This window comes from Leifsonia aquatica H1aii (assembly GCF_000633535.1).
Taxonomy (GTDB): domain Bacteria; phylum Actinomycetota; class Actinomycetes; order Actinomycetales; family Microbacteriaceae; genus Leifsonia; species Leifsonia aquatica_A.
In genome coordinates, this window is record NZ_AYMR01000004.1 from 38,115 (window position 1) to 58,606 (window position 20,492).

Sequence of the window (20,492 nt, forward strand, 5' to 3'; positions counted from 1 at the left end):
GACTCCTGTTTTTCTCGCTAGCGCTGTGTGTGCCGCCGTCTCGACCGCACCGTGACGACGATCGTCGGGCGGGGTGGGCGGCGAAGCAGACGCCGGGCACGCAGCCCGGGACTCCAGACTACTAAACGTCGGAGGCGTCCAGTCCGTTCCCAGCGCACGTCAAGCCGGCGCGGACCCGTCCACACGGGCGGTCAGACCGGCCGCCCGCAGCAGCGCCGCCGCCTTCACCCGCACCTCCTCGAGCTCCTCGACCGGGATGGAGAGTGCGGTGATGCCGCCGCCGGCCCCGACCTGGACCGCACCGGCACGGAAGCGGAGGCTGCGGATGACCATGGCGAGGTCCGCCGACCCGTCGGCACCGAGGATCCCGAAGCAGCCCGCATACACCCCGCGCGGCCCCTGCTCGAGCCGGGAGAGGATCCCCATCGCACTGAGCTTCGGGGCGCCGGTCATCGATCCGGCGGGGAAGCAGGCGGCGACCGCGTCGATCGCACCGGATCCGTCGGCCAGCCTCCCCTCCACCGTGCTGACCAGCTGGTGCACCTGGGCGTAGCTCTCGACGGCGAGCAGATGCCGGACCTCCACGGAGCCCAGCTCGCAGACCCGGGCGAGGTCGTTGCGCATCAGGTCGACGATCATCACGTTCTCGGCCTGCTCCTTCTCACTCGCCTCCAGCTGGGCACGCAGCGCCAGGTCCGCGGCGACCGTGGCGCCTCGCGGCCGGGTGCCCTTGATCGGCTTGGTGCGCACACGCCCGTCGGACGTCACCTGCAGGAACTGCTCAGGGGACGAGCTGACCAGCGCCTCGCCGGCGATCCGCAGGAAACCGGCGTGGTGGGCCGGACTGCTCGCGCGGAGCCGGAGGTGCACGGCCAGCGGGTCCGCCGCCGTCCGACCGGTGGCGAGGTTGGTCAGGCACAATTGGTAAGCATCGCCGGCCCGGATCGCGTCGAGGCATTCACCGATGAGGCGCAGGTAGTCGTCGTCGTCGTGCCGCCAGCGCACCTCCGCCGGGGCGACGGGATGCGCCTCCCGATACGCCTGCGCTGCACCCTTGCATCCGGCGAGGGCGGCACGCGCGGCCTCCGGCCAGTCCGGGTCGGCTCCCGGCGCCGCAGCGATGTGGACCCGGCGGCGCGCGTGGTCGAAGACGACGACGCGGTCCAGCAGCACCAGCGCGGAGTCGGCGCCGTCGCCGGAGGTGTGCGGGGCGCCCAGCCGTCGCGCACCGCTCTCGTAGCCGAGCCAGCCCGCCCAGCCGAACGGCGTCGCCGCCTGCTCGCCCTGCTCACCGCCCGGAGTGTCCGCGGCCTGGCCGCCGTCCGCCGCCCCTCCGCCGTCCGCCGCCCCTCCGCCGTCTGCCGCGACCACGGCGGCGAGTTCGCCGCGCAGCGCATCGATCGCGTCGCCCGCATGCACGACCCCGTCGATCTCGACCGTGCCGTGCGCGGCGGACGCGGTGATGGTGCGCCGTCCCGTGCCGATGATGCTGCGACCGTCGACGGCGTCGGGGCCGCTGTCGAGCCAGACGGCGTCGGCCGCGCCCGCCGGAGAGGCGTCGCCGAACAGGGCGACGAAGGCGTCCGCCGGATCGACCCAGTCGTCGAGCGGCAGCGTGCGGAGCGTGAGGACCACTGGGCTAGCCTAGGCGAATGGACGCGAGCAGCACCCTTTTCGACTGGGCGGGCGGCGAGCTCGTCGCCCGGGACTCCTGCGAGGTCGCCGAGACCGAGCTGCTCGTCGCGGACTCCTTCCTCGTCGCCGACGGCAGCGCTCTCGCCCTCGGTCTGCACGGCTCCCGGTTCCAGGACTCCGGGCGTCTGCAGGGGCACCCCGACCGAGCGGAGCTGCAGCGGTTCTGGGAGGCGGGCGTCCGCGCGCTGCCGCGCACCGGTGCCTGGTTCCCGCGGTTCGAGCTGGTGCGCACCGGTGACGCGCTGCGGTTGCGTTTCCGGTTGCGCACAGCGCCGGCGCTGACGAACGAGCTGGTCGTCGCCACGGCGGCCTCCGACCCGCGACGGACTCCCGACATCAAAGGGCCCGACATCGACCGGCTGTCGGTGCTGCGCCAGCGCGCACAGGCGGCCGGCGCCCAGGAGGCGATCCTGCTCGACGGGGGATTCGTGGCCGACGGTGCGACCACCGCCCTGCTCTGGTGGCGCGGCGACACGCTCTACACGCCCCCGCTGTCCCTGCCCCGGGTGGACAGCGTCGCCGCGCGCACCGTCCGCGGCATCGCCGCCGCCCTGCGGGTGCCGGTCGACGAGGAGGAGGCGCGCCCCGCGCAGCTGGACGGCGTGACGCTCTGGGCCGTCAACGCCCTGCACGGCATCCGGGCCGTGACGGCCTGGGTGGACGGCCCCGGGCTGTCGCAGGATCCGGCACGCACGGACGCGTGGCGTGCCCGCTTCGCGATGCTGTCCCGTCCGCTGCCGCCCGCAGCCTGACCGCCGCTACGCCGCCGTGAGCCGGCCGTCCTCGAGGGCCACGCTCCGCGTGATCAGGTCCCGCGGGACGTCGGTGTGCGAGATGAGCAGCACCGTGCGACCGTCCTCGGCGGCGGTGCGCAGGATGTCGCGGACGACACGGTCGGCGGCGGTGACGTCCACGTTCGCGGTCGGCTCGTCGACGACCAGGACCGGGAAGTCGGCGAGCAGCGCGCGCGCCAGCGCGATCCGCTGGGCCTGTCCTCCCGACACGAGAGCGCCGTGTTCGCCGACGCTCGTCGCGAGACCGTCGCGCGCGTCGGCCCACTCGGCCAGCCCGACGCGCTCCAGCACGGCGCGCAGCTCGTCGTCGGTGGCCGTCTCGCGGGCGAACAGCAGGTTCTGCCGCAGGTCGGCGTCGAAGAGGTACGGCTGCTGTTCGCACAGCCCGACCACTCGGCGCACGTCGTCCTGACGCGCGCTCCTCGTCTCGACGCCGTCGAGCGCGTAGCTGCCCTCGTGCTCGAGGAACCGGACGAGCACGTGGGCGAGGGCGGTCTTGCCCGCGCCGGTCGGGCCGGTGAGGAGCACGCGCTCCCCCGGCTCCAGCGTGAGGTCGATGTCGCGCAGCACGGGCGCCTCGACACCCGGCCAATGCGCGGACACCCCCGCCAACCGCACGGCCGGCACGCCGTCGACCGCGAGCGGCGCGGCGTCGACGCCGTCGATCGGGACGCCGGCCGGGATCGTCGCCGGAGCCGTGTCGGCGATGCGCTGGGCACTCGCCGCGACCTGACGCCAGGCACCGAGCGCGAGCGGAACCATCCCGAAGACCTCGAACACCGCCATCGGCAGCAGCGCGACCACGGCGAGCACCGGGCCCGGGATCCGTCCCGCGTCGAGGGCGGGGATGCCGCCCACCAGGCCGAGAATCGTCGCGCCACCGGCCAGCAGGGACACCGCTCCGGCCGTCAGTCCGAGGCCGGCCGCGCGCACGCGGATCGCGCGGGTGAGGCGACCGCTCGCCTCGGAAACGCGCTGCTGCGCCGCCGGGAGCGCTCCGAAGGCGGTGAGCACGTCCACGTTGCGGACCAGGTCGAGGATGGCGTCCGTCAGCTCGGCGCGCAACGGAGCGATGCGGCGTTCAGCGGCCCCGGACGCCCACGAGTTCACGAGCGACCCGGCGACGGCGGCGACGAGGAGCATCACCAGCAGCGCGATTCCGGCCTCCGGGAGCAGCACGAAGGCCACCACCACGCTCGCCACGGCGATCACGCCGGAGGTCACCAGCGGTTGCACGACCCGGAGCGAGTGGTTCTGCAGCTCGTCCACATCGTCGGCGAGCCGCGAGAGCAGATCGCCGCCGCGCGCGCCACGCAGTCCGTCGGGAGCCAGCGGCACCAGGCGCGCGAACATCGAGGACCGGATCGCCGGCAGCTGGCGGAACGCGGCGTCGTGACCGGCAAGCCGTTCCAGGTAGCGGAAGAACGCGCGGCCGAGCGCGAACGCGCGCACGCCGACGACGGCCATCGACAGGAAGAGCACGGGAGGCTGTTCCGCCGCGTAGGTGATCAGCCACGCCGATGCGCCCAGAAGCGCTACTGCGCACGCCGCGCTGAGCACGCCGAGGGCGACGGCCGCCCAGAGCCGTCGGGCGGGCGGAAGGGCGAGTCGGAGGATCCGACGGACATCAGCGGACACGGTCGACCGCCTCCACTTCGAAGATCGCGTCGGCCGCAGCGACCACGGCCGCGCGGTGACTCACGACGAGGACGGCCGTGCCGTCGGCGGCGATGCGCCGCAGGCTCGCCACCAGAGCGGACTCGGTCGCCGCGTCCAGGGCCGACGTCGGCTCGTCCAGGATGAGCACCGCGCACTCCCGGGTGCGCAGGCGATAGAGGGCCCGCGCGACGGCGACCCGCTGTGCCTGTCCGCCCGACAGGCCGACTCCCCCCGCGTCCACCGCGGCATCGGGATCGAGTTCTCCCGCCGCCGCCGCGTGGAGAGCGTCGAGCACCGCCGCTCGCTCGGGATGCGGATCGCCGAGCGCGATGTTCTCTGCGATCGTCCCCGCGATCAGGCCCGGGCGCTGTCCGGCCCAGGCGATCGCGTCCCGTCGGCCGGCGGCGTCGGCACGGCCACCGGCGACGAGCGTGCCGGTCGCGTCGGCGAACCCGAGCGCCGCAGCGACGAGGCTGGACTTCCCAGCGCCGCTCGGTGCGCTGAGCACGCCCAGCGTTCCGGGCGCCAGCGTCGCCGAGAACGGCCCGACCACCGGCCGGCCGTCGTAGCGCACGACGACGTCGTCGAAGACCAGCCCAGGGATCCCCGGCCGCTGGAGCACGGCGGTCCCGGCCGTCCCTGCTGTCGCCGCACGGGAGCCTTCCGCCGCCTCGATCACGGCGAACGCATTGTCGGCCGCCTCGATGCCCTCCGCCGCGGCGTGGTAGCTGGCGCCGACGTTGCGCAGGGGAAGGAATGCCTCGGGGGCCAGCAGGAGCACGAACAGCCCGACCGACAACTCCATGTCGCCGGCGACGAGCCGCAGGCCGATCGTCACCGCGACGAGGGCGACGGACAGACTCGCGGCCAGCTCGAGCACGAAACCGGAGAGGAACGACATCCGGAGCACCTTCATGGTGTGCAGCCGGTAGTCGTCGCTCACCGAGCGGATGCGCCCCTCCTGCCGGTGCTGCCGACCGAAGAGCTTCAGCGTCGACAGGCCGCCGACCACGTCGAGGAAGCCCCGGGACAGCGTCGAGAGCGCCGTCCACTGCCGCTTCTGGGCCGCCTGGGTCGCCCAGCCGACGAGCACCATGAAGAGCGGGATCAGCGGGAGGGTGAGGACGATGATGATGCCGCTGGTGAGGTCCTGCCAGCCGATCACCACCACGAGGATCGGCGTGGCGACGGCCGTCGCGATCAGTTGCGGCAGGTACTTGCCGAAGTATCCGTCGAGCGCATCCATGCCGCGCCCGGCAACCAGGGCCACGTCGGCCGAGCTGCGGGAGGCCGTCCACCCGGGCCCCAGCGTCGCGACCGCGGACATGAGGCGCTCGCGGAGCTGCCCGACCACGCGCGCGCCACCGCGGGCGGCGACGGCGTCGACCAGCCAGAGCACGGCCCCGCGTCCGATGACGACGAGGACCAGTAGTGCCACCAGTCCGCTCAGGGCGGCGAGACCCTCCCCTGCGATGGCGCGGACGATCAGCTGCGTCACGAGCCAGGCGAACGCCAGGCCGGCGGCGGTCTGCACGAGAGCGAGCAGACCGCCGGCGGCGAGCGTCCCCCGGGTCGCCGAGGCGTACCGGAGCAGGCGGGGATCGAAGGGCTTCACAGGGTCAGGCGTTCACAGGCTCTGGCGCCTGGTCCGGGATGCTCGCCCGGGTGACGCGCTTGCGGAAGACCCAGTAGGTGAAGCCCTGGTAGAGCAGGATCAGCGGCAGGAAGATCGCCGCCACCCAGGTCATCACGGTGAGCGTCGCGGTGGTGCTGGAGGCGTTCGCGATCGTGAGGCTGTTCTCCGGGTTCGGGGACGACGGCATCACGTTCGGGAAGAGCGCGGCGAAGAGCGAGATCACCGCGAACGCGATCGTCGCCGCCATCAGCGCGAACGACCAGCCCTCCGCGCCGCGCAGGTTGGCGACCCACGACGCGATGAGCGCGACCGCGGCCAGTGCCGCGAGCACCAGGAACGTCACCGAGAAGTGCGCGATGCCGGTCCAGAGCAGGAAGGACGCGGCCACGACGATCGCCGCGGCCCCCGACTTCACGGCCAGCTTGCGTGCCCGCTCCCGGATGGCGCCGTCCGTCTTGAGGGAGATGAACACGACACCGTGGGTGAAGAACAGCAGCAGGGTGGTCAGACCACCGAGCAGCCCGTACCCGTTCAGCAGATCGAACAGGGTGCCCGTGTAGTTGTGGCCGGCATCGAGCGCGACGCCCTGCACGATGTTGGCGAACGCGCAGCCCCAGAGGAACGCCGGCGCGGCGGAACCGAACACGATCATCCCGTCGAACCACTTCTTCCAGCGCGTGCTGTCCCGCTGGTGCCGGTACTCGAACGACACACCGCGCAGGATCAGGGCGATCAGGATGAGCAGCAGGGCGAGGTAGAACCCGCTGAACAGTGTGGCGTACCACTCCGGGAAGGCCGCGAACAGGGCGGCGCCTCCCACGATCACCCAGGTCTCGTTGAGGTCCCAGACCGGGCCGATGGTGTTGATCATGACGCGGCGGTCCACGTCGTCCTTGCCCAGGAAGGGCAGCGCCATTCCGACGCCGAAGTCGAATCCGTCGAGCACGAAGTAGCCGACGAAGAAGAAGGCGACGATGCCGAACCAGAGAATTGCGAGATCCATTTTCCGTCTCCTCCTAATAGACCGTCGTGACCGGGATGTGCTTGCCCTCTTCGTCGATATGCTCCTCGACCGGGGCCGGACCCTTCTGGGCCGCACGCTTGATCAGCTTGAACTCGACGACCGCGAGCGCGCCGTAGACGAGGGTGAAGGCGACGATCGAGATCAGCACATCGAGCCCCGTGGTGTTGGGCGAGACGCCGTCCGCCGTCTTCATGAGGCTGAAGACGATCCAGGGTTGCCGCCCCATCTCCGTGAAGATCCAGCCGACGATCATGGCGGCGAGCGAGAGCGGCATCGCCCAGATGGCAAGCTTCCACTGCCACTGGTGCTTCGGCATGCGGCCCTTGCGGGTCAGCCAGAGGCCGACGACGGCGACCAGCACGTGGAGCATGCCGAGGCCGATCATCCAGCGGAACGCCCAGTAGGTGATCCAGATCGTCGGGGTGTAGTCGCCCGGTCCGTACAGCTGGACGTACTGCGCCTGGAGATCGTTGATGCCCTCGACGGTGCCGTCGAGCGTGTGCGTCGACAGGAACGACAGCAGATAGGGCACGCGGATCGAGAACAACTCGTGCACACCGTCCGGTGTCCCGAGGGTGAAGATCGAGAACGAGGCGTCCGCACCCGTCGATGTCTTGTAGAGCGCCTCCGCAGCCGCCATCTTCATGGGCTGCGTCTGCACCATGGCGAGGCCGAGCTGGTCGCCGCTCAGCACGGTGCCGATCCCGGCGACCACCATCATCCAGAGGCTGAACTTGAGGGCGGGTCGCATGGTCTCGAGGTGCTGGTTGCGCGAGAGGTGCCAGGCCGCAACGGTGATGATCAGCCCCGCCGACACCATGAAGGCGCCGAAGATCGTATGCGGGAAGGCGGCAAGCGCCACCTTGTTGGTGAGCACCGCCCAGATGTCGGTGAGCTCGGCTCGTCCGCGCTCGGGGTTCAGCGTGTACCCGACCGGGTTCTGCATGAAGGCGTTCGCGGCGATGATGAAGTAGGCGGACAGGATGCTGCCCGCTGCGGTGAGCCAGATGGTCGCCAGGTGCAGACCCTTCGGCAGCTTGTCCCAGCCGAAGATCCACAGGCCGATGAACGTCGCCTCGAGGAAGAAGGCCAGCAGGCCCTCCAAGGCGAGCGGGGCGCCGAAGATATCGCCCACGAACCGCGAGTAGTCCGACCAGTTCATACCGAACTGGAACTCCTGCACGATTCCGGTCACCACGCCCATGGCGAAGTTGATCAGGAAGATCTTGCCGAAGAAGTGGGTGAGCTGCAGGTAGTGCACCTTGCCCGTGCGGTACCAGCAGGTCTGGAAGATCGCGACCACGGTGACGACGCCGATCGTCAGCGGCACGAACAGGAAATGGTAGATCGTTGTGAGCCCGAACTGCCACCGCGACAGCAGCAGCGGGTCCAAGAGATCGTGCACGGCGTCTCACCCTTCGATCGGTCTTCTACAGGATGTAGAAGTGCGTCTTCTACAGAGTGTAGAACATTCTCAGCATGTTCGCGTACGCTATATCCGTGGCAAATCTCGGAGAACTGGAACAGGCTGTCATGGACACCCTGTGGGCGGGCGACGCCCCGATCACCGCCAACGAGTTACGCGACAAGCTATCGGCCGCTCGCGGAGACGGCAAGACTCCCGCTCTCACCACCGTGCTCACGGTCCTCTCCCGCCTCGAGCAGAAGGGGATGGTGGCGCGGGACCGCGACGCGCGTCCGCACCTCTACTTCGCCTCGCTCACCCGGGCCGGCCACGTCGCCGATCTGATGCGCGAGGTGCTCGAGTCCTCCTCCGACCGCACCGAGGCCCTCGCGTTCTTCGTGGGCTCCGTCGACGAGTCCGAGGCGCAGGTGCTGCGCCGTCTGCTCGAGGCCCGCGCCTCCTAGCCGCCGTGCTCCCCGTCAACGAGACGGCCATCGTCCTGGGACTGCTGGCGATCGCCCTGGCCTGGCCCGTGCCCGTCCTGCTCGCGCGCGCGACCTGGCCACCCGCCGCACCGGTGCTCGCGGTCGCGCTCTGGCAGTCCATCGCCCTCGCCGGTGGCATCTCGATGATCGGATCCCTGCTGCTCGCCGGACTGCAGCCGTTCGGCGCGGACCTCTGGGATCGTATCGGGGCCGCGGCGGGGACCGTCTTCTCCGGACCGCTGCCGGCCGGGGTGACGCTGCTGAACGCCTTCCTGCTCAGCGCCGCGGTGCTTCTCACCGCGCACCTCGTGCTCAACCTGGCCCTCACCTCGGAGCGCAGCCGCCGGCAGCGGCACCAGCACATGGAGTTGCTGCGACTGCTCAGCTCGCCCCTCCCCGATGTGCCCAGCACGCGCGTGATCGATCATCCCGCCCCGGCGGCGTACTGCCTGCCCGGCGCCCGCAGCGTCACGGTCCTGTCCGAGGGGATGATCGCGCTGCTCAGCCCGGAGGAGCTTGACGCGGTGATCGCGCACGAGCGCACGCATCTGCGCCAGAAGCACCACCTCCTGCTCGACGCGTTCCGCTCCTGGAAGCGCGCCCTGCCCTGGTTCCCGATCGCCACGCGGGCCCAGGACGCCGTCGCGCTTCTGCTCGAGATGCTCGCCGACGACACGGCCCGCCGGTCGTCCGGCGACCCGGTGCTCGCGGAGGCCATCCGCATCGTGGACGAGACCGGGACCGCCGGCACCGCCCTGGGCGCCCCGAAGGACCGGCGCACGCCCGAGCAGCGCCGCGACGCCCTCCTCGCCCGCGAGGCGCGCCTCACCGCCGGACGCCGGACGGTCGGGCCGGCGCTGCGGGCGGCGGTCTCCGTCGCGACCGTGCTGCTCGTGGTGGTCCCTCCGGTCCTCGTCCTCACCAGCTGACCTCCCCCGCTCTCCCAGGCGCCGCCCAGTAGCATCGTCGTTATGCCGAAGAAGGGCTCGTACGCCAAGGGAATCGCCAAACGGGAGGAGATCCTCTCGCGCGCGCTGGAAGTCTTCGCCGCGAAGGGATACCGCCGAGCATCGCTCCGCGAGATCGCCGAATCGGTGGGGCTGAGTCAGGCCGGGCTGCTGCACCACTTCTCCTCGAAGGAGGAGCTCTTCTCGGAGGTGCTGCGCAAGCGCGACGAGGTGGACACCGGCGAGGCCGCGCTCGACGACCAGTGGTCGGACGCCGTGGACGGGCTCGTCCGCGTCATCCGGCACAACGCGGAGGTGCCCGGACTGGTGCAGCTCTACGCGACCCTGTCGGCCGAGGCGGCCGATCCGGAACACCCCGGGCACGACTACTTCGTGGAGCGCTACGAGCGGATCGTCGGCGGCCTGGAGCAGTACCTCCGCGCCGAGCAGGAGGCGGGGCGGATGACTGACGCGGTCGACGCCCGCCAGCTCGCCCGGCTGGGGATCGCCGTCGCCGACGGCATGCAGGTGCAGTGGATGCTCGACCCGTCGGCGGACATGGCCGACGCCCTCACCGCGTTCTGGGACCTCGTGCGGACGGCCCCGACCGCGTGAACGAGGCCCTCACCTGGCTCCTCGACCTGGTCCAGAGCGTGGACCCCGTGCTGCGCACGCTCCTCGCGGGAGTGGGCATCATGCTCGAGACGTCGATCCTCATCGGTCTCGTGGTCCCCGGAGACACCGTGGTGCTCGTAGCCAGCACCGCGGTGGACGGCCCGGTGGAGTACGCCGCGATGGTGGCGGTCGTCGTCGTCGGCGCGCTCTGCGGCGAGTCGATCGGGTTCGCGCTGGGCCGGTGGTTCGGGCCCCGCATCCGGGCGAGCCGACTCGGGCGCCGGCTGGGACAGGACAACTTCGACAAGGCCGAGGCCTACCTGGCACGGCGCGGCGGAATCGCCGTCTTCCTCTCCCGGTTCCTCCCGGTGCTGCACTCGCTCATCCCGTTGACCGTCGGGATGAGCCCGATGCGCTACCGCACCTTCATGACGTGGACCGTGCCCGCCTGCGTGCTCTGGGCGTTCGCGTACGTCACGGTCGGATCGCTGGCCGCGGGCAGCTATCGGGAACTCTCGCGCGAGCTGCACTGGGCGGGATACATCTTCGTGGCCATCATCGCGGTGTTCGTCCTGCTCGTCTTCCTGGTGAAGAAGGTGCTGCAGAAGCGCGAGGCGGCGCACATGGGTGCGGCGGCCCGGTCGCCCGAGCCGCCGCAGGACGGGGAGTGACTCCCGCTACAGCTTGACCGGGTGGTCCTTCAGCCAGTTCTTCGCGACCACGTCGGGCGCGGTCTTGCTGTCGCCCTGGTTCTCGCTGTTCATGGTGATGAGGTCATCTGTGGTCAGCTCGGCCGAGAGGGCGTTCAGCACCTTCTTGACCGTGTCGGACGCCTTGCCGCTGTTGATCAGCGGAACGATGTTCTGCGCCGCGATCAAGCTCTTCGGGTCCTTCAGCGTGACGAAACCGTTGTCCTTGATGGCCGGTGTCGTCGTGTAGATGTCGGCCAGCTGCACGTCGCCGTTCTTGAGCGCCGTGACGGTCAGCGGGCCGCCCGAGTCGCTGATCGGCTTGAGCGTCGCGGTCACGCCGTACGCGGACTTGAGGCCCGGGATGCCGTACGGCCGGGTCTCGAACTCCGGGTTCGCGCCGACGGTCAGCGGCTCGGTGACCTTGGAGAGGTCGGCGAGGCTGGTGACGCCCCACTTGTCCGAGAACTCCTTGGTGACGTTGTACGAGTCGGCGTCCTGCGCCTTGGCCTGGTCGAGCACCTCGTAGCCCGAAGGGAGCGCCGACTTCAGCGCCGCGTAGACGTCGTCGCTGGAGGTGGCGGTGGCGTCCTTCTTGTAGAACTGCAGGAGGTTGCCGCTGTACTCGGGGATGAGGTCGATGGAACCGTCCTGCAACGCCTTCAGGTAGATGTCGCGCTGGCCGATGCTCGGCTTGTAGTTGACCTTGACGCCGTTGGCCGCCAGCGCTTGGCCGTAGACCTGCATGAGGATCTCGGACTCGCCGAACGCGGCCGAGCCGATGGTGACGCTGTCACTCGACGAGGACGAGGTGTTGCCGCCGAGCGCGCCGCCGCCGGACGAGCACGCGCTGAGAGCGAGGAGTGCTCCCGCCGCGACCACGCCGGCCGCGATGCGGCCTCTCTTGGATGCGAACATGTTGGTTTCTCTCTTTCGGTGGGTGCTATGGATCGTGGTGGGTTCGGGTGGTCAGATACCGGTGCCGATGGGGTGGTTGGGCACAGACGGTCCCATCGGTCGCCAGGGGTCCTTCGTACGGACGTCCTGGATCTTGCCGGCCGTGACGCCGCGCGGAACCACGAGGCGCTGCACGATGGCGAAGACGCCGTCGGTCACGAGGGCGAGCGCGATCACGAGGATCGATCCGCCGAGCATCACGTTGTACTGCTGCACGGCGAGACCGTCGAACAGGAACCGTCCGAGGCCGCCGACCGGGAGGATCGCCGCAACCGTCCACGTCGCGATGACCTGGAGCGCGGCGGAGCGGATCCCCCCGATGATCAGCGGGAGCGAGAGGGGGATCTCCACCTTGAACAGGATCTGGAGCTCGGTCATCCCCATCGCTCGCGCAGCATCGATCGTGCGCCGGTCCACTGATTCGAGGCCGGAGTACGCGCCCGCGAGCACCGGCGGGATCGCCAGGATGGTGAGAGCGATCAGCGGCGGGACGATGCTGAGGTTGAGCGTGATGAGGGCGAGATACACGACGAGACCAAGCGTCGGAATCGCCCGGAGGGCGCCGGAGAGGCCGACGGCGAGGCCGCGGAACTTCCCCGTGTGCCCGATCGCCAGGCCGATCGGCAGCGCGATCACCGCGGCCAGGACCAGCGTCAGCAACGAGTACCAGGCATGCTCCCCGAGGCGCACGAGGATTCCGCTCGGCCCGGCCCAGTTGGCAGGGTCGAACACCCAGGCGAACGCTGCGACGATATCGGTCATGCGCCCGTCACCGCCTTCAGCGCGGCACGGCGGCTCGCGCGCTTGGTCGTGCCGAGGCGCGTCCACGGCATCAGCAGCCTCCCGAGGAGGACGAGGATCAGATCGAAGACGAGCGCGATGATCACGATCGCGACGATGCCCGTCACCACCTCGGCGTTGTTGTACTGGTTCAGTCCCTGGACGAACATGGTTCCCAGGCTGCTCACACCGACGAGGGATCCGACACTGACGAGGCTCACCGTGCTCACCGAGACCACCCGGAGACCGGCGAGGAGCACCGGTCCGGCGAGCGGCAGCTCGACGGACCAGAAGCGGCGCCAGGTGCTGAAACCGACGGCGGACGCCGATTGCAGGACATCACCCGGCACGCTCGCGAGAGCGTCGGACGTCGTGCGCACCATCAGAGCGAGCGCGTACAGGCTGAGCGCGATGACCACGTTCTTCGGGTCGAGGATCTGCGTGCCGATCAGCGCGGGCATCGCGACGAACAGCGGGAAGGAGGGGATCGTGTACAGGATGCCGCCGAGCGTGAGCAGCACGCCGCGGCTGGCGCGGTAGCGGTTCGCGACCCAGCCGATCGGGATCGAGATCAAGAAGCCGATGACGATCGGGAACACGCTCAACGTCACGTGAGCGACCGTGAGATCCCAGACGAGGCCGAGGTTCGACCACAGCCAGCTCACGACGCTTCCTCACCCTGCGCCGAAGCACCCACGACCGGGAGGGTCGTGGCCTTTGCCTCATCGGACGGGGTCAGCACACCGGCCGGCCGTCCTTCGCTGTCGACCAGCACCTCGCCGGTCGGGGTCTGCTGAACGTGCAGCGCACGCCGGCCGCGGTCCGCCCCGATGAACGAGGCGACGAACTCGTCGGCCGGGGCCGCCAGGATCTCGGACGGGGTGCCCTGCTGGGCCACGATCCCGCCCGTGCGGAAGATCACCACCTGGCTGCCCAGCCGGAACGCCTCGTCGATGTCGTGGGTGACGAAGACCACGGTCTTGTCGAGCTCCCGCTGCAGGTGCAGCAGCTCGTTCTGCAGCTCGTCGCGCACGATCGGGTCGACGGCGCCGAACGGCTCGTCCATCAGCAGGATGTTGGGGTCGACGGCGAGTCCGCGGGCCACTCCGACGCGCTGCTGCTGACCGCCCGACAGCTGGCTCGGGTAGCGGTCGGCGAGCGAACGCTCGAGGCCGACCGTGTCCATCAGCTCCAGGGCGCGCTCGCGCGCGGCCTTCTTCTTCTCCCCGCGCAGGAGGGGCACGGTGGCGATGTTGTCGACCACCTTGCGGTGAGGCAGGAGACCGGAGTTCTGCATGACGTAGCCGATGCTGCGCCGCAGCTGCACGGGCTGGAGCTTCTGCACGTCCTCGCCGTCGATCTCCACCGTGCCGCTGGTCGGGTCCACCATGCGGTTGATCATCCGCAGGATCGTCGTCTTCCCGCTGCCGGAGGAGCCGACCAGGACCGTGATCCTGCGCGACGGGATCACGAGCGAGAAGTCGTCGACGGCCACCGTCCCGTCGGGGAACCGTTTCGTCACCGAACGGAACTCGATCATCGCTGGGGCCCATTTCTGTCGGTCAGGTCCATCCATTCCACCCAAACAGCGTTCTGGCCGTTTGGCAACGGATGCGTCCCTTTATGGCGAAATTCGCGTGAAAGACGAAGTTCGCCGGTCGAGGGGATCGTGCGATCCCCGACCTGGTTCGGAGCACAGCCGCCGATGGATGTCAGCGTTGCGCGCACCACCGACATTCCCGCCCGAGCGGACGGATTCAGCCCTTGCTGCCGTAGCGCGCCTCGAGGTACTCGCGGGCCACCACGCGGGCTTCGGCGATGTAGCGCTCGTCCCCGGCCGGGTCGTCCCGGAACGCACGGTTGATCAGCGCATCCATGACCTCCACGACGATCTCGAGGCGGAAGGCGAGGTCGTCGCCGGCCGGGAGGCTGTACTCATCGGCGAGGATCTCGGCGAACTGCGCCGCGAACGAGACGTCCCGCACGACCTCCTCGCCGGGGAGCCCGGAGCGCTCGGCGTCGGTGAAGCGGATGATCCGGAAGCCCGCCTCGGTGCGGAACATCGCCACGAACGAGTCGATCGCGGCCTCGACCGCATTCCACCAGTGCTCTGGCTGCTGCTCGTGGATGGCGGCGACCACGGCGCGGCGGTAGCGCAGCACGGCGCGATCACGCAGTGCCTGCAGCAGGACGATCCGGTCGGGGAAGTACCGGTAGACGGTGCCGATGGAGGCACCGGCGCGCTCGGCCACCATGGCGGTGGTCAGCCGGTCGAACCCGATCTCGTCGACCACGTCGGCGGCCGCGTCCAGCAGCGCGTCGACCCGGGCGGCACTGCGCTCCTGGATCGGCTCGGTGCGCACGAGGGCTGCTCCGACGGTGTTCTGTCCGGCCACGAGGTCGTTGATGGGCACGATCGCAACTCCTTCTTTCGCTGTCTACGTTACGTGGTGCGGGTCCCCGACCCATGCGCCCGCCACTGCGTGGCGCACTCCATTGGGATCGATCATATTCGTGGAAACCTCACTTATTGCGGGGAATCGTCTGCAACTCGCCGAGGATCCGCCCCCAGATCTGGGGCGTGCGGAAATCGATCCTGCACTCCATGAGAGACTTGAATCTCTATGACCGCAACTCCCGACAAGCGCGGCACCGCTGCGGAGCCCATCATGCATCGCGCAGCGCGCATCGAAGACGCTTTCCACGAGTTCAGGGCCCGTCGCTCCCGCAAGCGCGGCGCCCTCGCCACGATCGTCCCGTACACCGGCTACGGCGCGCCGTCGTGGTTGCGCATCCTAGGCAGGGTCGTCCTCGCCAAGGACCCCAAGCCCGGCAGCCGCGCCGAGCGGAAGCACCGCAAGCGCGAGGAGTCCATCCGGGGCTGGCGGTCCTTCATCAGCGTGCCGGTGTCGGACGTGGTGGTGACGATCGAGATCGAGGGCGACCGGCACACGGTGATGCCCGACCGCGGCGGCGTCATCGACACGGTCATCCCCGTCCAGCTCACGCCCGGATGGCACACCGTCCGGATGTCCACCGTCGAATCGACCCGCGTCTTCGAGGCCCCCGTGTTCGTCGTGGACCCGAAGGCGACGTTCGGCATCATCTCCGACGTCGACGACACCGTGATGGTGACGGCGCTCCCCCGGCCGCTCCTCGCCGCCTGGAACACCTTCGTGCTCGACGAGCACGCCCGCGTTCCCACGCCGGGCATGGCCGTCCTGCTGGAGCGCCTGGCGGCCACGCATCCCGGCACACCCGTCATCTACCTCTCGACCGGCGCCTGGAACGTCGCCCCCACGCTGCGGCGCTTCCTCTCCCGGAACCTCTTCCCCGCCGGTCCCCTGCTGCTGACCGACTGGGGGCCCACCCACGACCGCTTCTTCCGCAGCGGGCGGGAGCACAAGCGCATCAACCTCGAGCGGTTGGCCTCCGAGTTCCCCGGACTGAGGTGGCTGCTGATCGGCGACGACGGCCAGCACGACGAGCTGCTCTACGGCGAGTTCACCACCGCGCACCCCGACAACGTGGCCGGCGTCGCGATCCGCCAGCTCTCCGGCGGGGAGGCGGTGCTCGCGGGCGGCCGGTCGAAGGCCGAGAAGCACAGCGAACTCTCCGGAGCCCCGTGGGTGTACGCCCCGGACGGCGCGGGACTGAGCGAGCAGCTCAGCGAGCTCGGAATCCTTCCCGGCGCCTGACGACGCCCCGTCTGCGGACGGGCGGCCGTCGGTGGGCTGGGGCAGACTGTCCCCATGCCCGGCACCGCACGCGCGAACCGCTCCGATCTGCTCCGGCTGCGCCGGCTGGCCCAGCACATCGACGGCGACCGCCCCGCCGCGCCGGCCGATGTCGTCCGCCGGCTGCTGGCGGTCCAGGCGCAGGACTTCGGCGCGGCCTGCTGGGCCCTCGCACTGCGCACCGCCACTCCCGCCCGCAGCGCAGTGCTCGCCGACCTGGACGCGGGGCGGATCGTGCGCTCCTGGCCGATGCGCGGCACGCTGCACTTCGTGCCGCCGGAGGATCTGCGCTGGATGCTCTCCGTCACCACCGAGCGCATGGTGGCCGGTCTGACCCTCCGCCACCGCCAGCTGGAGCTCGAGGCACCGGACTTCGTGCGCGCCCGGGACCTGCTGAGCGCGGCGCTCACCGGCGGCCGGGCGTTGGGGCGCGCGGAGGTCATGGAGCTCTGGGAGTCCGCGGGGATCGCGACGGGCGGCCAGCGCGGTTACCACCTGCTCTATTTCCTCGCGCAGACCGGCGTCGTGTGCTGGGGTCCCTCCCATCGGACCCAGCAGGCGCTCGTCCTGCTGGACGAGTGGGCGCCGCTCTCCGCCGCCCGCCGGCTCGACCCCGACGAGGCCGTCGCGGAATTCCTGCTGCGCTACCTGGTCGGCCACGGCCCGGCGACCGTCAGGGATTTCGTCTGGTGGACCAAGGGGACGATCGCACAGGCGCGGACCGCGGTCGCCGTGCTCGGCGATGCGCTGCGCACGCTCGACGTGGACGGTGTCGAGTACCTCGTCCCGGCGGAGCTCGCCGATGACGCGGCCGCGCGACCGCCGAGCCGCGCGGAACGCGAGGCCGTCCACCTGCTGCCCGCCTTCGACGAGTACCTCCTCGGCTACCAGGACCGCTCTGCGGTGATCGACGACGACCGGTTCGAGCGGGTGGTGCCGGGCAAGAACGGCGTCTTCGCGCCGATCATCGTCGCGCGAGGCCGCGTCGCCGGCACGTGGCGGCGTTCCGGCACCACCATCGAGCAGTTCCCCTTCGAGCCGCTCACGGCCGCCCGGACCGCCGCCGCCGGGCGCTCGGCGGCGGTGTACGCGCGCTACGCGGACTAGCCTGGAACGGTGGCACTGAAACTCCCCGCGAGCATCCGCGCGTCCAGCCGCACCCCGTTCCTGCAGGTGCTCAAGACCGCCGTCGCCATGATCCTGGCCTGGCTCGCGGCGAGCCTCATCGTGCCCGGGGAGCTCCCGGTCTTCGCCGCGATCGCCGCCCTCCTGGTCGTCCAGCCGAGTGTCAACCAATCGGTCGGTCGCGCGATCGAGCGCTCCCTCGGCGTCATCGTCGGCGTGCTCGTCGCCTACGCGGTCGGACTCGCATTCGGGACCAACAGCTGGATCGTGCTCGTCGCCGTCGTCCTGTCCGTGCTGCTCGCCTGGGCGCTCAAGCTCACCCCGGGCAGCGCGAACCAGGTGCCGATCAGCGCCATGCTCGTGCTGGCGATCGGCGCCACCAATCCCGAGTACGCGCTCGCGCGGATCGGCGAGACCATCATCGGGGCCGTCATCGGGGTGATCGTCAACATCGCGGTCGTCCCACCGGTGCTCACCGGGCCCGCGCGGACCGCCGTGCTCGCGCTCGGCACCGAGCTCGCCGCCACCCTCGACCGGCTCGCCGACGCCATCACCAGCACGCTCGCCCCCGGGCAGGTGGATGCGCTCCTCATCGAAGCCCGGCTGCTGCGGCCCATGCAGACCAAGGCAGGGGCCGCCCTCACCGCGGCCGAGGAGAGCCTGACCCTGAACCCCCGACAGGGCAAGCACCGCGTGGTCCTGGCTCACGACGAGGCGCTCTTCGCGCGCCTCTCCCCCATCGTCACCCGCGCCATCGGCATGACCAGGGCCTTCCACGATCACTACGACGACGGCCTGACCGGCGAACCTGCGCTGGACGCCATCGCGGAGGAGCTGCGCCGGGCGGCGCACGATCTGCGCCTGCTCAGCCGGGCTCCGGACGCGCCGTTCGCCGAACCGGACACCGCGACGGCGGGCCTGCCCGTGCTGACCGCTCCGCTGGTGATCTCGACACCCGATCCCCGGCACTGGGTGCTGCTCGGATCGCTCATGGAGGATCTGCGGCGGATCCACTCCGAGATCACGGGCGACGGCGACGGCACCTGATCACCCTCGACGCGGTCGCGGACGGCGGGTCGGACGGATGCCGAGCGGCGGCCGTCGATGTCCTCGACGGCCGACGCTCAGGTCCGATCCGCGCTACGCGGTCAGCGTCGCGATGGCCTCCGCCAGCGGCAGGGTGCCGCGCTCGCCGGTGCGGCGGTTCCAGAGCTCGACCTCGCCCTCGGCGGCGCCGCGCCCGGCGACCAGGACGCGCGGGACCCCGATCAGCTCGGCATCGCCGAACTTCACGCCCGGAGAGACCTTGGGGCGGTCGTCGAGGAGTACCTCGAGGCCGGCGGACTCCAACTCGGCGGCAGCCTGCTCGGCCACGTCGAACGCGGCCTGATCGCGGCCGGCGGCCACGACGTGGACGTCGAACGGCGCGACCGACTCGGGCCAGATCAGCCCCTTGTCGTCGTTGTTCTCCTCGGCGATGATCGCGAGGATGCGCGTCACGCCGATGCCGTAGGACCCCATCGTGACCGTGACCAGCTTGCCGTTCTCGTCCAGCACCTTGAGGCCGAGTGCTTCCGCATACTTGCGACCGAGCTGGAAGACGTGGCCGATCTCCATGCCGCGCGCGAGCTCCACGGGCCCGGAGCCGTCCGGGGCCGGGTCGCCCGCCTTGACCTCGGCAGTCTCCACGACGGCGTCCCAGGCGAAGTCGCGGCCGGCGACCAGACCGAAGACGTGCTTCCCGTGGATGTTCGCACCGGTGATCCAGCCCGAGCCGTCCACGACCCGGGGGTCGACGACGAAGCGGATGCCGGTGGACGACTCCTCGCCCAGCACCGCGCCCTCCGGAGACCAGGGCCCGATGTAGCCCTTGACCAGTCCGGGGTGCGTGGCGAAGTCGGCCTCGGTGGCGGGCTCGACCTCGGCGGGCGCGAACGCGACCTCTGCGCGCTTGGTGTCCACCTCGCGGTCGCCGGGCAGGCCGACGACGACGAGCTCGCGGCTGCCGTCCAGGTGCGTCAGCGCGAGGACGACGTTCTTGAGCGTGTCCGCAGCGGTCCATGCGCGGCCGTCCGGCCGGGGGTGCTTCTCGTTCGCCACGTCGACGAGGGTCTGGATCGTGGGGGTGTCGGGCGTGTCCAGCACCTCGGCCGGGGTGAGCTTCTCGTACCCGCGAGTCGGCGGGGCGATGGTCGTGAACGCCTCGACGTTCGCGGCGTATCCGCCCTCCGAACGCACGAAGGTGTCCTCGCCGACGGCGGTCGGGTGCAGGAACTCCTCGCTGCGCGAGCCTCCCATCGCTCCGGCGTCGGCCTGCACGATCACGTACGACAGTCCGAGACGCTGGAAGATCCGCTCGTACGCGTCGCGCTGCGCGGAGTAGCTCGCCTCCAGCCCGGCGTCGCTCGCGTCGAACGAGTAGGCGTCCTTCATGGTGAACTCGCGACCGCGGAGGAGCCCCGCGCGGGGCCGCGCCTCGTCGCGGTACTTGTCCTGGATCTGGAAGATGGTGAGCGGGAGGTCCTTGTACGACGAGTAGAGGTCCTTCACCAGCAGGGTGAACACCTCCTCGTGCGTGGGTGCGAGCAGGTAGTCGGCGCCCTTGCGGTCCTGGAGGCGGAAGAGCCCGTCTCCGTACTCCTCCCACCGGTTCGTCACCTCGTACGGCTCGCGCGGCAGCAGCGCCGGGAAGTGGACCTCGTGGGCGCCGGCGGCGGCCATCTCCTCGCGGATGATCGTCTCGATGCGGGCCTTGACCCGCAGACCGAGCGGCAGCCAGGCGAAGATCCCCGGCGCCTGGCGCCGGATGTAGCCGGCGCGGACCAGCAGCCTGTGGCTGGTGACCTCGGCGTCGGAGGGGTCTTCACGGAGCGTGCGGAGGAAGTAGTTCGTCAGGCGTGTAGGCACCATTCCATGTTAGGGGGCCGGAGGGGTGGCATAGTGT

General features: G+C 70.5%; 19 protein-coding genes. 8 read left to right on the plus strand and 11 right to left on the minus strand.

Features of this window, described 5'->3' with window-relative positions; all coding sequences use genetic code 11:
* Window positions 1–159: 159 nt before the first annotated feature.
* Complete coding sequence (locus tag U870_RS0102600; RefSeq protein ID WP_025155863.1) at window positions 160–1,635, minus strand: anthranilate synthase component I family protein; 1,476 nt, start codon at window positions 1,633–1,635, stop codon at window positions 160–162.
* A gap of 17 nt (window positions 1,636–1,652) precedes the next feature.
* Between U870_RS0102600 and U870_RS0102605 the strand changes: the two genes are divergently transcribed.
* Complete coding sequence (locus U870_RS0102605) at window positions 1,653–2,447, plus strand: aminotransferase class IV (RefSeq protein ID WP_025155864.1); 795 nt, start codon at window positions 1,653–1,655, stop codon at window positions 2,445–2,447.
* 6 nt (window positions 2,448–2,453) lie between these two features.
* Here the strand turns inward: U870_RS0102605 and cydC are convergent, their stop codons facing one another.
* The 4 genes from cydC to U870_RS0102625 are packed head-to-tail and all read right to left on the minus strand — an operon-like array spanning window position 2,454 to window position 8,213.
* Window positions 2,454–4,127, minus strand: a complete 1,674-nt coding sequence (gene cydC / locus U870_RS0102610; protein WP_025155865.1) for a thiol reductant ABC exporter subunit CydC — start codon at window positions 4,125–4,127, stop codon at window positions 2,454–2,456.
* Window positions 4,117–5,763 (minus strand): thiol reductant ABC exporter subunit CydD, encoded by a 1,647-nt coding sequence (gene cydD, locus U870_RS0102615; protein ID WP_025155866.1) that lies wholly within the window; start codon window positions 5,761–5,763, stop codon window positions 4,117–4,119. The genes cydC and cydD overlap by 11 nt, the downstream gene beginning before the upstream one ends.
* Window positions 5,764–5,767: 4 nt before the next feature.
* Complete coding sequence (gene cydB, locus U870_RS0102620; RefSeq protein ID WP_025155867.1) at window positions 5,768–6,787, minus strand: cytochrome d ubiquinol oxidase subunit II; 1,020 nt, start codon at window positions 6,785–6,787, stop codon at window positions 5,768–5,770.
* Between the two features lie 13 nt (window positions 6,788–6,800).
* Window positions 6,801–8,213, minus strand: coding sequence for a cytochrome ubiquinol oxidase subunit I (locus U870_RS0102625; protein ID WP_025155868.1), 1,413 nt, complete (start codon window positions 8,211–8,213; stop codon window positions 6,801–6,803).
* A gap of 95 nt (window positions 8,214–8,308) precedes the next feature.
* Between U870_RS0102625 and U870_RS0102630 the strand changes: the two genes are divergently transcribed.
* Genes U870_RS0102630 through U870_RS0102645 form a run of 4 tightly spaced genes read left to right on the plus strand, consistent with a single transcriptional unit; the run spans window position 8,309 to window position 10,931 of the window.
* Entirely contained in the window at window positions 8,309–8,677 is a 369-nt protein-coding gene (locus U870_RS0102630; RefSeq protein WP_025155869.1) for a BlaI/MecI/CopY family transcriptional regulator, read from the plus strand.
* Window positions 8,678–8,682: 5 nt separating this feature from the next.
* Window positions 8,683–9,627: a M56 family metallopeptidase gene (locus U870_RS0102635; protein ID WP_025155870.1), complete on the plus strand. Its 945-nt coding sequence runs from the start codon at window positions 8,683–8,685 to the stop codon at window positions 9,625–9,627.
* A 42-nt stretch (window positions 9,628–9,669) separates the two neighbouring features.
* A complete protein-coding gene (locus U870_RS0102640; RefSeq protein WP_025155871.1) occupies window positions 9,670–10,260 on the plus strand; it encodes a TetR/AcrR family transcriptional regulator in 591 nt (196 codons plus the stop codon).
* Complete coding sequence (locus U870_RS0102645; protein WP_025155872.1) at window positions 10,257–10,931, plus strand: DedA family protein; 675 nt, start codon at window positions 10,257–10,259, stop codon at window positions 10,929–10,931. The genes U870_RS0102640 and U870_RS0102645 overlap by 4 nt, the downstream gene beginning before the upstream one ends.
* A gap of 6 nt (window positions 10,932–10,937) precedes the next feature.
* Here the strand turns inward: U870_RS0102645 and U870_RS0102650 are convergent, their stop codons facing one another.
* The 5 genes from U870_RS0102650 to U870_RS0102670 form a co-directional block, all read right to left on the minus strand.
* Entirely contained in the window at window positions 10,938–11,867 is a 930-nt protein-coding gene (locus U870_RS0102650) for an ABC transporter substrate-binding protein (RefSeq protein ID WP_025155873.1), read from the minus strand.
* A 51-nt stretch (window positions 11,868–11,918) separates the two neighbouring features.
* Window positions 11,919–12,668 (minus strand): ABC transporter permease, encoded by a 750-nt coding sequence (locus U870_RS0102655; protein ID WP_025155874.1) that lies wholly within the window; start codon window positions 12,666–12,668, stop codon window positions 11,919–11,921.
* Window positions 12,665–13,351, minus strand: a complete 687-nt coding sequence (locus U870_RS0102660; RefSeq protein WP_025155875.1) for an ABC transporter permease — start codon at window positions 13,349–13,351, stop codon at window positions 12,665–12,667. The genes U870_RS0102655 and U870_RS0102660 overlap by 4 nt, the downstream gene beginning before the upstream one ends.
* Window positions 13,348–14,226 (minus strand): ABC transporter ATP-binding protein, encoded by an 879-nt coding sequence (locus tag U870_RS0102665; RefSeq protein WP_025155876.1) that lies wholly within the window; start codon window positions 14,224–14,226, stop codon window positions 13,348–13,350. The genes U870_RS0102660 and U870_RS0102665 overlap by 4 nt, the downstream gene beginning before the upstream one ends.
* Before the next feature lie 217 nt (window positions 14,227–14,443).
* The gene (locus tag U870_RS0102670) at window positions 14,444–15,100 is read right to left on the minus strand and encodes a TetR/AcrR family transcriptional regulator (RefSeq protein ID WP_025155877.1); all 657 of its coding nucleotides are present in this window, start codon (window positions 15,098–15,100) and stop codon (window positions 14,444–14,446) included.
* A 210-nt stretch (window positions 15,101–15,310) separates the two neighbouring features.
* Between U870_RS0102670 and U870_RS0102680 the strand changes: the two genes are divergently transcribed.
* Genes U870_RS0102680 through U870_RS0102690 form a run of 3 tightly spaced genes read left to right on the plus strand, consistent with a single transcriptional unit; the run spans window position 15,311 to window position 18,595 of the window.
* A complete protein-coding gene (locus U870_RS0102680; protein ID WP_025155878.1) occupies window positions 15,311–16,384 on the plus strand; it encodes an App1 family protein in 1,074 nt (357 codons plus the stop codon).
* Window positions 16,385–16,438: 54 nt separating this feature from the next.
* The gene (locus U870_RS0102685) at window positions 16,439–17,530 is read left to right on the plus strand and encodes a winged helix DNA-binding domain-containing protein (RefSeq protein ID WP_025155879.1); all 1,092 of its coding nucleotides are present in this window, start codon (window positions 16,439–16,441) and stop codon (window positions 17,528–17,530) included.
* 15 nt (window positions 17,531–17,545) lie between these two features.
* Window positions 17,546–18,595, plus strand: coding sequence for an FUSC family protein (locus tag U870_RS0102690; protein ID WP_025155880.1), 1,050 nt, complete (start codon window positions 17,546–17,548; stop codon window positions 18,593–18,595).
* Window positions 18,596–18,688: 93 nt separating this feature from the next.
* Here the strand turns inward: U870_RS0102690 and U870_RS0102695 are convergent, their stop codons facing one another.
* Complete coding sequence (locus tag U870_RS0102695; RefSeq protein WP_025155881.1) at window positions 18,689–20,455, minus strand: proline--tRNA ligase; 1,767 nt, start codon at window positions 20,453–20,455, stop codon at window positions 18,689–18,691.
* Window positions 20,456–20,492: the final 37 nt, after the last annotated feature.